Raw genomic sequence first — 12879 nt, 5'->3', positions numbered from 1 at the left:
GACGTTTCGAACAGGCCTTTGGCCGCAGCCTCCGTGGAAGAACCTAATGAAAAGCGCAGAAATCCGTGAAGCCTTCCTTCGCTTCTTCGAAGAGCAAGGCCACACCCGTGTAGCCTCCAGCTCTTTGATTCCGGGCAACGACCCAACCCTGCTGTTCACTAACGCGGGGATGAACCAGTTCAAGGACTGCTTCCTGGGCCAGGAAAAACGTGCGTATACCCGTGCGACCAGCAGCCAGAAATGCGTGCGTGCCGGTGGCAAGAACAGTGACCTGGAAAACGTCGGTTATACCGCTCGTCACCACACGTTCTTCGAAATGCTCGGTAACTTCAGCTTCGGTGACTATTTCAAGAAAGACGCGATTACCTACGCGTGGACCTTCCTGACCGGCGTTCTGCAACTGCCGAAGGAAAAACTCTGGGTCACCGTCTACGCCTCCGACGACGAAGCGTATGACATCTGGACCAAAGAAATCGGTGTGCCGGTCGAGCGCATGATCCGCATTGGCGACAACAAAGGCGCGCCGTACGCCTCCGACAACTTCTGGACCATGGGCGATACCGGCCCGTGCGGCCCGTGCACCGAGATTTTCTACGATCACGGCGACCACATCTGGGGCGGCCCGCCGGGCTCGCCGGAAGAAGACGGCGACCGTTACATCGAGATCTGGAACAACGTGTTCATGCAGTTCAACCGCACCGCCGATGGCGTGTTGCATCCGTTGCCAGCGCCGTCGGTCGACACCGGCATGGGCCTGGAGCGGATCAGTGCGGTGATGCAGCACGTCAATTCCAACTACGACATCGACCTGTTCAAAAACCTGCTGAAGGCCTCGGCTGAAGCGATCGGCTGTGAAAATGGCGATCAGTCTTCGTTGAAAGTCGTGTCCGACCACATTCGTTCGTGCGGTTTCCTGATCGCCGACGGCGTGCTGCCGTCCAACGAAGGTCGCGGTTATGTACTGCGCCGGATCATCCGTCGCGCTTGCCGTCACGGTAACAAGCTGGGCGCTACCGGCAGCTTCTTCTATAAAATCGTTGCCGCACTGGTTGCCGAGATGGGCGAAGCCTTCCCGGAACTGAAAAAGCAGCAAAGCAACATCGAGCGCGTGCTCAAGGCTGAAGAAGAGCAGTTCTCCAAGACGCTGGAGCACGGCCTGAAAATTCTCGAGCAGGATCTGCTGGAACTCAAAGGCACCGTGGTGCCGGGCGACGTAGTGTTCAAACTCTACGACACCTATGGTTTCCCGATGGACCTGACCGCCGACATCGCCCGCGAGCGCAGCCTGACTGTCGATGAAGTCGGCTTCGAACGTGAGATGGAAGCTCAGCGTGTGCGTGCGCGTTCGGCCAGCTCGTTCGGTCTGGACTACAACACCTTGGTCAAGGTTGACGTGGCCACCGAGTTCACCGGTTACAAAGACACCAGCGGTTCGGCAAAAATCGTTGCTATCTATAAAGATGGCCAGTCGGTCGACGTCTTGAATGAAGGCGAAGAGGCGGTGATCGTTCTGAATCAGACGCCGTTCTACGCTGAGTCCGGCGGCCAGATCGGCGACTGCGGTTATCTGCAGGCCGGCAGCAGCCGTTTCGAGGTGCGCGACACCACCAAAACCGGCGGCGCTTTCCTGCACCACGGTGTGCTGGATTCGGGCAGCCTGACCATCGGCGCGCCAGTGGAAACCCACGTCGACGCCGAAGTGCGTCACGCCACTTCTTTGAACCACTCGGCCACGCACTTGCTGCACGCTGCACTGCGCCAGGTTCTGGGCGAGCACGTTCAGCAGAAAGGTTCGTTGGTCGATAGTCAGCGCCTGCGTTTCGACTTCAGCCACTTTGAAGCGATCAAGCCTGAGCAGATCAAAGCGCTGGAAGACATCGTCAACGCCGAGATTCGCAAGAACTCCGCCGTTGAAACCGAAGAAACCGACATCGACACCGCGAAGAACAAAGGCGCGATGGCGCTGTTCGGCGAGAAGTACGGCGACAACGTGCGCGTGCTGAGCATGGGCGGCGATTTCTCCGTCGAACTGTGCGGCGGTATCCACGCCAACCGTACCGGCGACATCGGCCTGCTGAAAATCATCAGCGAAGGCGGTGTGGCTTCGGGTGTGCGTCGTATCGAAGCGGTCACCGGTGCCGCGGCACTGGCCTACTTGAATGCTGCAGAAGAACAACTCAAGGAAGCGGCCAGCCTGGTCAAGGGCAGCCGCGACAACCTGATCGACAAGCTGTCGGCTGTGCTCGAGCGCAATCGCCAACTGGAGAAGCAACTCGAGCAGTTGCAAGCCAAGGCGGCGAGTGCGGCGGGCGATGATCTGTCGTCCTCGGCACTGGACGTCAAAGGCGTGAAGGTTTTGGCCGCACGTCTGGATGGTCAGGACGCCAAGGCGCTGCTGGCGCTGGTTGATCAGTTGAAGAACAAACTCGGCCGCGCAGTGATCCTGCTCGGCAGTGTCCATGAGGAAAAGGTCGTTCTGGTTGCAGGCGTAACCAAAGACCTGACTGGCCAACTCAAAGCCGGTGATTTGATGAAGCAAGCTGCTGCGGCAGTGGGCGGGAAGGGCGGTGGTCGTCCGGACATGGCGCAGGGCGGTGGCGTTGATGCCGGCGCGCTGGATGGTGCACTGGCGCTGACCGTTCCATTCGTCGAGCAGGGTTTATAAGACGGTCCGTCGCGCCCGCAGTCTAGTGGCGGGCGCGGCGGCTGTTCGAGTGATTATTGGGCGCCCTTCATGGGCAGAGGCGGCTTTGAAATGGCTTTGATCGTACAGAAATTTGGAGGCACCTCGGTCGGTACTGTCGAGAGAATCGAGCAGGTCGCCGACAAGGTTAAGAAATTCCGCGATGCCGGCGATGACCTGGTGGTTGTGCTGTCTGCAATGAGCGGCGAAACCAACCGTCTGATCGATCTGGCCAAGCAAATCAGTGGCGACGGTCAACCGGTTCCGCGTGAGCTGGACGTGATTGTTTCCACCGGTGAGCAGGTGACGATTGCCCTGTTGGCCATGGCGCTGATCAAGCGCGGTGTGCCGGCGGTGTCGTACACCGGTAATCAGGTGCGGATCCTGACCGACAGTGCGCACAATAAAGCGCGTATCTTGCAGATTGATGACCAGAAGATTCGTGGTGATCTGAAAGCAGGTCGCGTGGTAGTTGTCGCCGGTTTCCAGGGCGTCGACGAGCACGGCAACATTACCACTCTCGGTCGTGGCGGTTCCGACACCACCGGCGTGGCACTGGCTGCGGCGTTGAAGGCTGACGAGTGCCAGATCTACACCGACGTTGATGGTGTTTACACCACTGACCCGCGTGTGGTGCCGGTCGCTCAGCGTCTGGACAAGATCACCTTCGAAGAGATGCTGGAAATGGCCAGCCTCGGTTCCAAGGTGTTGCAGATCCGTGCCGTGGAATTCGCCGGCAAGTACAACGTTCCGCTGCGCGTACTGCACAGCTTCAAGGAGGGTCCGGGCACCCTCATTACTATTGATGAAGAGGAAACCATGGAACAGCCGATCATTTCCGGCATCGCTTTCAACCGCGATGAAGCCAAGCTGACCATCCGTGGCGTGCCAGACACCCCGGGCGTGGCGTTCAAGATTCTCGGCCCGATCAGTGCCGCGAACATCGAAGTCGACATGATCGTGCAGAACGTCGCGCACGATAACACCACCGACTTCACCTTCACCGTACACCGCAACGACTTCCAGGCCGCACAGAACGTGCTGGAAAACACTGCTCGCGAGATCGGTGCCCGTGAAGTGGTTGGCGACATCAAGATTGCCAAGGTCTCGATCGTCGGCGTCGGCATGCGTTCCCACGCAGGCGTGGCCAGCCGCATGTTCGAATCGCTGGCAAAAGAAAGCATCAACATCCAGATGATCTCGACTTCGGAAATCAAGGTTTCCGTGGTGATTGAAGAGAAGTACCTGGAACTGGCCGTGCGCGCTCTGCACACGGCTTTCGAACTGGATGCGCCGGCCCGTCAAGGCGAGTAATTCCGTTCAACTGAAGGGCGCGGTCTGACCGCGCCCTTTATTTTTTTGAATGGCGTGAGCCCTGACTGTTCTTTTGCTCGCGCTGGTCAATACTCAGGCATGTAGGGCTACGATCGCTCCGGTTGTAGGTCGGGTGCCTTTTTTTTGCAGACTGTTGTCCCTGAACTGAATTGCGTAAGGAGAAAGGTATGCTGATTCTGACCCGTCGGTGCGCAGAAAGCCTGATTATCGGTGACGGCGAAATCACCGTGACCGTGCTCGGCGTTAAAGGAAACCAAGTGCGCATCGGTGTGAACGCGCCGAAAGAGGTTGCCGTGCACCGTGAGGAAATTTACCTGCGTATAAAGAAAGAGAAGGACGAAGAACCAAGCCATTAATTTTTATCGATTTTTATGTTTGCAAACGGGGAAAAGGTTGGTTAAGATACGCCCCGTGTTGCGGAGAGCTGGCCGAGTGGCCGAAGGCGCTCCCCTGCTAAGGGAGTACACCTCAAAAGGGTGTCGGGGGTTCGAATCCCCCGTTCTCCGCCATTATTTGCTTAGTACGTCGTAATCTGGCTTTTTCTGTAAGTTGTTGAAATTAATAGAAAAAGTGGTTGGAATAGAGATTAGACGGGCTATAATGCGGCGCAACAAATGCACTCGTAGCTCAGCTGGATAGAGTACTCGGCTACGAACCGAGCGGTCACAGGTTCGAATCCTGTCGAGTGCACCATTTAAGAGTCAGTTACAGCAATGTAAATGACTTGGCTTCAACCAGATGTGATCTGGTCTAAAAACACAAATGCACTCGTAGCTCAGCTGGATAGAGTACTCGGCTACGAACCGAGCGGTCACAGGTTCGAATCCTGTCGAGTGCACCATTTAAGAGTTACTTGCAGCAATGCAGATAACTTGGCTTCATCCAGTTGTGGTCTGGGCTAAAAACACAAAATGCACTCGTAGCTCAGCTGGATAGAGTACTCGGCTACGAACCGAGCGGTCACAGGTTCGAATCCTGTCGAGTGCACCATATACCGAAAAGCCCGCGTTTATCGCGGGCTTTTTGCTGTCCGGGATTTGGCTTTTTCCTTCACGCATCCCCTCTGATCAAAATCGATTTGTGCCGTTCGGCCTCGCTTGAGGTCGTAACGATACGTTGTCGTCGATGTCCGAATGTTGATCTTGTCCGGCTTGCCTAAAGCGCTTTCGACATCTTGCGCGCTCATCCCTGTGATAACGCGCCGATTGATGATCGCCTGGCGGCGTTGTCTCGCGTCGATCACGTTGCCGCAGATGTGCTCCGCGCCGCCGACAATGCCCGGTGCTCGGCCTCTGGTATTCATACCGGATGTTTCTTCGTGATTGGCTTCGGGCATCACCGCCACGACAGATCCGGGCGAGTAGGGGTGTACTTCCTGCACGAAGAGGTGTTCACCGTGCGCGCAACTCATCGTGGTAAACGTGATGCTGCCGTCCGCCGCTTCACAGCGATGCAATGTGGTGGTGGCCCCGGCGTGCGGTAGGCAGAGCAAAAAAGTCATTACGAAAAAAGATGATTTGAGTGGCATTCGACGTCCTCCATGACGATCTACGCTCAAGGGTAGTCGCTACATTTTGCGCTGCCGGTGTGTTTTCTTTTCAAGATGAGTCGTCGCATTTGCATGGATCAGGATGGCGCTCAGGTTTGTCTCGCAAGCGCTTGTTTCAGCCGTGATTTTTTAACGTATTAAACCGTCAGGCGTGTATCATTGCGCCCGTCAGCCCCGCCGGGGCTTATGGAAAACCTCCATGGACTTACCCAGTAGTTGTTCAGTAACCCGTTTCACCAATCATGAATTGACTGATTGATTCTTCCGGCGTGCCCCGCTGCTGGGAGTGGAGTTCGCCTATGTCCGAAATCGAAGTAAAGAAAACACAGGAAAGCCTGCAGGATCGCCTGGCCCAAGTGGTCGAGCTGCTGCAGCGCCAACGAGTCGTCGAAGACCTGACTCATCGCCAGGAAGGCGCGCACAACGACCGGGTGGAAAACCTGGTTCACCGGCAGAATCTGGTCGAGTTGCAACGCAAACTCGATGATCTGCACTCCGCTGACGTTGCCTACATTCTTGAAGCCTTGCCGCTGGACGATCGTCTGACGCTCTGGCAACTGGTCAAGGCTGATCGCGACGGCGACATTCTTCTCGAAGTATCCGATTCCGTTCGTGAAACGCTGATCGCCGACATGGACGATCACGAACTCCTGGCTGCAGCCAAGGACATGGACGCCGACGAACTTGCTGACCTGGCTTCCGAGCTGCCGCGAGACGTCGTCCATGGACTGATGGAGAGCCTCGATAACCAGCAGCGTGAGCGCGTGCGTTCGGCCCTGTCTTATGACGAGGAGCAGGTCGGTGCGCTGATGGACTTCGAGATGGTGACGATCCGTGAGGATGTCAGTCTCGAAGTGGTGCTGCGTTATCTGCGCCGTCTCAAAGAGCTGCCAGGCCATACCGACAAACTGTTTGTGGTCGATTACGACGGCGTGCTCAAGGGCGTGCTGCCGATCAAACGTTTGCTGGTCAACGATCCGGACAAACAAGTGGCCGAGGTGATGGCCAGCGACCCGGTGAGTTTCCATCCGGACGAAGACGCCTATGACGCCGCTCAGGCGTTCGAGCGTTATGACTTGATCTCGGCCCCGGTGGTCGACAAGAACGGCAAGCTGATCGGTCGTCTGACCATCGACGAAATGGTCGACCTGATTCGTGAAGAGAGCGAAAACGAAGTCCTCAACATGGCGGGTCTGCGTGAAGAGGAAGACATCTTCGCCTCCGTGTGGAAGTCGCTGCGTAACCGTTGGGCGTGGCTGGCAGTCAACCTGATCACCGCGTTTGTAGCTTCGCGAGTGATTGGTCTGTTTGAAGGCTCGATCGAGAAGCTGGTAGCGCTGGCGGCGTTGATGCCGATCGTGGCGGGTATTGGTGGCAACTCCGGTAACCAGACGATCACCATGATCGTTCGCGCCATGGCGCTCGATCAGGTCAGCACCGGCAATACCTCGCGTCTGATGCGCAAGGAACTGGCGGTCGGTTTGATCAACGGCCTGGTCTGGGGCGGGGTGATCGGTGTGGTCGCTTATCTGCTCTACGGCAGTTGGTCATTGGGTGTGGTGATGACGGCGGCGATGACGCTCAACCTGCTGCTGGCAGCGCTGATGGGCGTACTGATCCCGATGACGCTGGCCAAAATGGGCCGCGACCCGGCCATGGGCGCCAGCGTGATGATCACCGCGATGACCGACAGCGGTGGCTTCTTCATCTTCCTCGGGTTGGCGACAATCTTCCTGCTCTGACCCGCTGCAAACAAAGAGCCCGCCAAATTGGCGGGCTTTTTTGTGCCTGACAGGCAATACAAAACAATTGTGGTGAGGGGATTTATCCCCGATGGACTGCACAGCAGTCCCAAAGATTCCGGGGCCGCTGCGCAGCGCATCGGGGATAAATCCCCTCACCACAGATGCATTGCCAAGCTGCTGCTGTGTCAAATCCCAAGCAAAAAAAAGCCAGCAATCATGCTGGCTTGAGATATTCGGTGTAGCTCAGGACGCGTCTGCGGCCATCTCGGCGTCGTGTGCGATCAACGACACCAATGCGTTCTGTTGACGGTGCGACAGCTGGCGGAAGCGTTGCAGCAACTCACGTTCGTGAAGCGACAGCTCAGGGCTATCGAGGCGCATGCTCAATTCTTCGCCCAGTGCACCTTCTTGAATAAGGCTCTGCTCAAGGCGCGCGATGATTTCGGAGTTCATGCTGCGATGATGATTGCGAGCCACCTCGGCAATGCGTTCACGCATTCCGTCTGGCAGACGTACGACGAACTTGTCAGCCGTACGGCTGGAATAAATTGCCTGTTTCAATGGGCGCATATATTTAACCGGTTAGTTCAGGGGAGCGGTTCTCGGGAATGGCCGCAGGATGTGTGATAGGACAAGCATCCGGACCAAATGGTTCAACCTGAATTGTTAAGAGGCGCGCATCATGCCTCAAAATTGCCAGTTCATTGGCGTCAATTCTGTGACAAATATTGAGCCGGGTAAAGGCGTAATGCCAGCACCAATTGTCAGAAATGCGGACTGGTTTGAAATCTTTGCCTTCGTCCGAATCACTGCCCGCTTCCTGTTGCACATCAATGGGTGTCCAAAGACCTCAGAACGTGCATGCTATGCGGCTTTCTATCCTTGTTCCTTACCTGTACAGGATAGTGGCAATTTGCCGATTTACTAGGGGCAGACCCGTGCCAGAGGGCATTTTCAGGATGGATGGCAAGCTTATTTATCTGATGGGGCCGTCCGGTTCAGGCAAGGACAGCCTGATCGAGGCCGCACGCGAACCGTTGCGTGCGATGAATTGCGGAATCATTCGCCGAGTGATTACCCGATCAGCAGAGTCTGTGGGTGAGGACGCGGTCGGCGTTACGCCAGAAGAGTTTGAGCGCCGCCAGCAAGCCGGTGACTTCGCGCTGGCCTGGCACGCTAATGGCCTCGCTTACGGCATTCCAGTAGAAATGGATCGGTGGCTAAAAAAAGGGCGAAACGTCTTGGTGAATGGCTCGCGGGCCAACCTGCGTCAAGCGCAGGAGCTGTATCCAACGCTGGTGCCAGTGCTGTTGACGGTGAGGGATGAAGTGTTGCGTGAACGCTTGCTCAAACGAGGCCGTGAGACCCTTGAGCAAATCGATGCGAGGCTGGCGCGCAATGCGCTGTTCAAAGACCGACGAGCCAGCGACACGCCCGTGAATCTGATCGACAACTCCGGCGATCTGGCGACCGCCGTCAATCAATTGCTGGATGTGCTCAATCTCAACGCAGCACCGGGTCAAACTTGATCCGACGCCCGGCCACCAACGCCAGCACAAATAACACCGCAAACACGCCGCAGCCAATCAGGGGCAGGGTGACCTGGGTGTCCTCGAACAGCGAAAAATGCAAAACGCCACTCAATAAGGCGAGGATCAGAAATCCTGCAGCTGATTTGGACATGCTGTACTCCTGAAGATATTTCAAAAAACCAGACGATCGGAAACCTGCGCCGGCAAAGCCTGTTCGGCCTCGCTTACAGCTCTTGGGCCGTAGCTGCCCTGATCGCTCAGCACCGCCAGTTGCGGCTGCTTCTGCACTTGCAGGTAATGTGGCATGCGCTGGGCGACCGTCTCATGACTATCCGGGGCGAAGTGAAAGCCCACCAAGACCGCCAATGCGATTGCGTTTGCAAGCAAGAGGGTGCTGTTCATGAGGCGGACTCCGATTGTTCTTCTATGGAACAGACATAGCAGCCGCCGTGCCAACAGTCTAACCGCTGTTAAGTCCTTTAAAAACAAGCATTTGAGAGGGTTTTTCGCAACGCGCGGGTTGCAATCTGCAATGATGGCATTTTGTGGTAGTGCAAAATGCACGGTAAAACATCCCGCAGCCTTGCAGGCCGCCTGCCTACACTTAAAAAGCCCTACGGATGACATGACAAATCAGGGCCTGGCCGTTACCATGCACGCCGTCCGTCGCGCCGCGTCTGCCCGCGACAACTCAGTGTCTCAGTAGCTCAATTGGATAGAGCATCCCCCTCCTAAGGGGAAGGTTGCAGGTTCGAACCCCGCCTGGGACACCATATAATTCGGGACTTTCGAGCAGAAGCCAATGCTGGTCATCTTCCTGTGGCAGCAGGGTGACAGCCGCAGTCCCAAGAAGCCCCGTCTAGAGTTCGCTTGACGGGGCTTTTTCATATCCGCCTCGCAATTCACGAATAGCGGTATAAGTTGAAGTGCGCTCCAGCCAATGGCTCATTCGGACATATGAGGGTGAACTTTGAATCATGAATTATGGCTGGAGCCTGATGGCCTCCAACTGTTCTGTATCTCTGGGCCTCAGGGCGATGAGTCCCGCGCCCTTCTTGAGCCTGGTTCTAAGCTGATTTGGGAAGTTGAGGCGGCGAGCCGCTTCGAAGCGATGAATAAGTACTATGAGTACATGGATTGGGGGGAGTGGACCACGGATTTTCCCGAGCTGGATAAAACTCCTTACGGAGGGCCTGGCTGGGAGGATTACTCCGCATGACACATGGAAGGGCGTAATTATTTTTATCCTCCGCATGAGTCGTTGCCGAGATAATTATGCCGCTCCACCGGCGCTCACCGAATTCGGATCTCCTTCGCCCCAGCCAGCTTTCAGCATCGCGCTCTGACAAACACATCAGGAATCTTCAGTCACCCACCCTCAGGGAACGCCACCCGTTGCCGATAACGTACTCGGTGACTTCAAAGTCGCGTGAAATTCCTTGATGGCATTTTGCCGCCAGCTATCATCGTCGCGCCCGAAATTGCCCTCACTTCAATTGCCTGGAAATCTTCGATGCTGTCGTATCACCAAAAGCGTTTTCTGATCGTCGATGATTTCTCGGATTTTCGCAGTTCGGTTCGCTCGATGCTGCGTGAGCTTGGGGTCAAGGACGTCGACACTGCGGACACCGGTGAGCAGGCGCTGAAGATGTGTGCGCAGAAATCCTACGATTTTATCCTGCAGGATTTCCATCTCGGCGACGGCAAGAAGAACGGTCAGCAGGTGCTTGAAGACCTGATGCTGGAAAAGCTCATCAGCCATGAAGCGGTGTTTGTCATGGTCACCGCCGAGACCAGTCAGGCGATGGTGCTCAGTGCGTTGGAGCATGAGCCGGACGCGTATCTGACCAAGCCGTTCAACCGTTCGGGTCTGGCGCAGCGACTGGAGCGTCTGGAGCAGCGCAAGACTTTGCTCAAACCGATTCTGCAGGCCCTCGACCGTGGCAAACCGGTTGAGGTGCTTAACGCCTGCATCGCGTTGTGCAAGCAGGACATTCGCTACTCGCCGTTGTGCCTGCGTTACCGCGCCGATGCGCTGCGCGATCTCAATCAGAACGAAGCGCTGGAGCGCCTCTACGACGGCATCATTGCTGACCGGCCTTTGCCGTGGGCGTTTGCCGGGTTGGGCAAACTGTTGTTCAAGCGCGGGCAGATTGCGCAGGCCAAAGGCGTTTACGAAAAAGCCCTGAAGGTGTTTCCGATGATGCCGTCGCTGTATGACGGCATGGCCGATGTGCTGGTGGCGGAGGGTGATACCAAAGGCGCGCAGCGGGTGCTTGAAGAGGCGATTCGCTTGTCGCCGCTGGCGGTGCGCCGGCAGGCCTTGCTCGGCAAACTGGCGATGACCAATGAAGATTTTGACACCGCCTCGCGGGCTTATCGGCAGGCCGTGGCGCAGGGCGCGCAGTCGCGTTTCAAGGATGCGGAAAGCAATCTCGGTCTGGCCCACGCGTTGATCAGCAAGGGCAGCGAGCGCGGTCTCGATACGCGCACACGACTCGAGATCAACACCACGCTCAGCGCCGTGGCCAAGGAAAACCCGAGCGACCCGGGCCTGCAAATTCGTGCGCGGTTGATGAAGGCCACCAGCCTGTTGCTCAACGATGCCGAAACCGCTGACAAACTCACCGAACAAGCGATGTTGCGTCTCGACGGCATGGAGCAATTCATGAGTCCTGAGGCCGCGCTGTTGGTGGCCAAACAACTGCAAATGCTCGGTCAGGCCGAGGCGGGCACTTCAATGCTCAAGAGCTGCGCGGAGATCTACGGCGATGATCCGGCGGTGATGAAAGACATCGCCAAGCTTACCGATGACCCGACTATCCTCAGTTCGAGCAACGCCGCTGCCGACCTCAACCGTCAGGGCGTGCGCGTGTACAAGACCGGCAATCTGGTGGAGGCCCGCGATGTGTTCCGCAAGGCGCTGAAGTTGCAGCCGAAGAACATCAGTATTGCGTTGAACTTGGCCCAGTCGCTGCTGCACGGTACCGACACGTCGGTGCCGTCGGCGGAGCTGGAAGAATGTCGGGCCTGCCTGAAAATGGTCGGCCTGATGCCCGACACCGACGCGCGTCATGCGCGTTACCAGAAGCTGAAAAGCAAGGCGTTTGGCGAATGAACCACGACGAGCAAACACTGGATTTTTCCACGGTGATCGCCTCCACCGTACACGACATGAAGAACTCGCTGGCCATGCTCATGCAGGCGCACAGCCAATGGCTAGCGCGGTTGCCGCCAGCGCAGCGCGAGGGTTCTGAGCTGGGCGTGATCGACTTCGAGTTCGCTCACCTCAACGGCATGCTCGTGCAGTTGCTCGGGCTGTATAAGCTCGGTGTTAATCAGATGCCGTTGCAGCCGGCGTATCACGAACTCGACGACTTCATCGAGGCGCAACTGGCGGCGCATCAGGAAGTGTTCGCCAGTCGCGGGATCATCGCCACCTATGAAATTGATCCGCTGTGTCCGCTGGGTTTCTTCGACCGTGAACTGATTGCTTCGGTGCTCGGCAACTGCATCAACAATGCGATCCGCTATGCCCGCGAGTCGTTGCTGATTACTGTCAGCGACGAGGCGGGGCAGTTGGTGCTGACCATCAATGATGACGGCGACGGTTACCCGGCCGAGATGCTCGAGCGTCAGGCCGATTACGTGCAGGGCATCAATCACAGCAGCGGCAGCACGGGATTGGGTCTGTATTTCGCCCACCGTATTGCCGCATTGCACCAACGCAACGGCGTCGAAGGACGCACCGAAATCAGCAACGGCGGCCCACTCGGTGGCGGCCTCTTCAGCCTCTTCCTCCCCTGAGACGTTCGACTGATCGTGACGGCAACGTTCTCCCCGTGTAGGAGCTGCCGAAGGCTGCGATCTTTTGATCTTGTTTCTAACGGCAACATCAAAAGATCGCAGCCTTCGGCAGCTCCTACAGAAGATCGGATATTTATTTGACGCTGCTTGATATTCCGAACAGCCGCAGCCTATTTTGTCCGGGTCGCCGTTCGCGGCTCGCACAACAACAAGGATTGCGTCATGACA

Annotated in this window: 11 protein-coding genes and 5 tRNA genes; 12 read left to right on the top strand and 4 right to left on the bottom strand. The window is 56.8% G+C overall.

Going from position 1 to position 12879, the window contains the following annotated elements:
• Positions 1-46: 46 nt before the first annotated feature.
• The 7 genes from alaS to AD669_RS19790 all read left to right on the top strand — a co-directional run bounded on the left by alaS (position 47) and on the right by AD669_RS19790 (position 5008).
• Positions 47-2665 carry an alanine--tRNA ligase gene (gene alaS / locus AD669_RS19820; RefSeq protein WP_053122854.1) on the top strand — a complete coding sequence of 873 codons (2619 nt, stop codon included), beginning with the start codon at positions 47-49 and terminating at the stop codon, positions 2663-2665.
• 90 nt (positions 2666-2755) lie between these two features.
• A complete protein-coding gene (locus AD669_RS19815; RefSeq protein WP_053122853.1) occupies positions 2756-3997 on the top strand; it encodes an aspartate kinase in 1242 nt (413 codons plus the stop codon).
• A gap of 188 nt (positions 3998-4185) precedes the next feature.
• Complete coding sequence (gene csrA / locus AD669_RS19810) at positions 4186-4374, top strand: carbon storage regulator CsrA (RefSeq protein ID WP_002554426.1); 189 nt, start codon at positions 4186-4188, stop codon at positions 4372-4374.
• A 62-nt stretch (positions 4375-4436) separates the two neighbouring features.
• Positions 4437-4527: transfer RNA gene (locus AD669_RS19805), tRNA-Ser, on the top strand.
• Between the two features lie 107 nt (positions 4528-4634).
• Positions 4635-4711 (top strand) — tRNA-Arg (locus tag AD669_RS19800).
• Between the two features lie 71 nt (positions 4712-4782).
• Positions 4783-4859: transfer RNA gene (locus tag AD669_RS19795), tRNA-Arg, on the top strand.
• A gap of 72 nt (positions 4860-4931) precedes the next feature.
• Positions 4932-5008 (top strand) — tRNA-Arg (locus AD669_RS19790).
• Between the two features lie 19 nt (positions 5009-5027).
• Here the strand turns inward: AD669_RS19790 and AD669_RS19785 are convergent.
• Positions 5028-5546, bottom strand: a complete 519-nt coding sequence (locus AD669_RS19785; protein ID WP_053122851.1) for a cell envelope protein SmpA — start codon at positions 5544-5546, stop codon at positions 5028-5030.
• Positions 5547-5866: 320 nt separating this feature from the next.
• Here AD669_RS19785 and mgtE point away from each other — a divergent pair, with 320 nt between their 5' ends.
• Entirely contained in the window at positions 5867-7309 is a 1443-nt protein-coding gene (gene mgtE, locus AD669_RS19780; protein WP_053122849.1) for a magnesium transporter, read from the top strand.
• A gap of 246 nt (positions 7310-7555) precedes the next feature.
• Here the strand turns inward: mgtE and AD669_RS19775 are convergent, their stop codons facing one another.
• A complete protein-coding gene (locus tag AD669_RS19775; RefSeq protein ID WP_003178899.1) occupies positions 7556-7882 on the bottom strand; it encodes an Arc family DNA-binding protein in 327 nt (108 codons plus the stop codon).
• 389 nt (positions 7883-8271) lie between these two features.
• Here AD669_RS19775 and phnN point away from each other — a divergent pair, with 389 nt between their 5' ends.
• The gene (gene phnN, locus AD669_RS19770; protein WP_053122847.1) at positions 8272-8841 is read left to right on the top strand and encodes a phosphonate metabolism protein/1,5-bisphosphokinase (PRPP-forming) PhnN; all 570 of its coding nucleotides are present in this window, start codon (positions 8272-8274) and stop codon (positions 8839-8841) included.
• On the opposite strand, the gene AD669_RS19765 is transcribed toward phnN, so the two are convergent.
• Together AD669_RS19765 and AD669_RS19760 are read right to left on the bottom strand one after the other, a co-directional pair.
• Positions 8816-8995, bottom strand: coding sequence for a PA3371 family protein (locus tag AD669_RS19765; protein ID WP_053122845.1), 180 nt, complete (start codon positions 8993-8995; stop codon positions 8816-8818). The genes phnN and AD669_RS19765 overlap by 26 nt on opposite strands.
• Positions 8996-9015: 20 nt before the next feature.
• A complete protein-coding gene (locus AD669_RS19760) occupies positions 9016-9246 on the bottom strand; it encodes a hypothetical protein (protein WP_053122844.1) in 231 nt (76 codons plus the stop codon).
• 294 nt (positions 9247-9540) lie between these two features.
• Between AD669_RS19760 and AD669_RS19755 the strand changes: the two genes are divergently transcribed.
• From AD669_RS19755 to AD669_RS19740, 3 genes are all read left to right on the top strand, one after another.
• Positions 9541-9617, top strand: a tRNA-Arg gene (locus tag AD669_RS19755).
• Between the two features lie 740 nt (positions 9618-10357).
• Positions 10358-11962 (top strand): tetratricopeptide repeat-containing response regulator, encoded by a 1605-nt coding sequence (locus AD669_RS19745; protein ID WP_053122840.1) that lies wholly within the window; start codon positions 10358-10360, stop codon positions 11960-11962.
• Positions 11959-12651, top strand: a complete 693-nt coding sequence (locus AD669_RS19740; RefSeq protein ID WP_053122838.1) for a sensor histidine kinase KdpD — start codon at positions 11959-11961, stop codon at positions 12649-12651. The genes AD669_RS19745 and AD669_RS19740 overlap by 4 nt, the downstream gene beginning before the upstream one ends.
• Positions 12652-12879: the final 228 nt, after the last annotated feature.

This window comes from Pseudomonas sp. P1.31, from assembly GCF_001269815.1.
GTDB classification, from domain to species: domain Bacteria; phylum Pseudomonadota; class Gammaproteobacteria; order Pseudomonadales; family Pseudomonadaceae; genus Aquipseudomonas; species Aquipseudomonas rustica.
Note: the sequence above shows the minus strand (reverse complement) of the source record. Positions and strands in the feature narration are given on the sequence as shown.